Genomic DNA, 431 nt, shown 5'->3' on the forward strand with positions numbered 1-431 from the left:
TTTTTTTCTCTGAATTTCGATTTTATATTCTTTAAAAATTTCTTCTATTGATTGTAAGTCTGATTGAATCGTTCCTACGCTTACTTCAAGATCAACGGCCAGCGCCTCCATCTTAATTTCTTCTTCACTTAGCAATAATTGGATAACTAATATGCTCTGTCGCTGCTGAGCAGATAACTCTTTTGATGAGTGGTTTAGATTTTCTTGTAGTTCGTGCAACGAAACAGAGCTGCCTATTAGATGGTAGCCTTTATCTGGTTCTCGAACTAGCTTGATTTGGTATTTGGCTAAGGTGCTTTCAAGACTCGATAGTTCACGATAAATTGTCCGATTACTGACATGAAGCAGCTCAGTCAAAAGATCTAACGTTACTCCGTTTTTTTGTTCCAAGAGCAGTTCAAGTATTTTCTTTTCTCTTTTAGAAATGTTGA

1 protein-coding gene is annotated in these 431 nt (G+C 36.2%); it reads right to left on the reverse strand.

Annotated features, from left to right (window positions below):
• The coding region (locus tag RT405_RS08385; protein ID WP_313469070.1) for an HTH domain-containing protein at positions 1-431 on the reverse strand (431 nt) is incomplete at both ends.

The sequence above is a fragment of the Carnobacterium sp. genome (assembly GCF_032094055.1).
Lineage (GTDB): Bacteria > Bacillota > Bacilli > Lactobacillales > Carnobacteriaceae > Carnobacterium_A.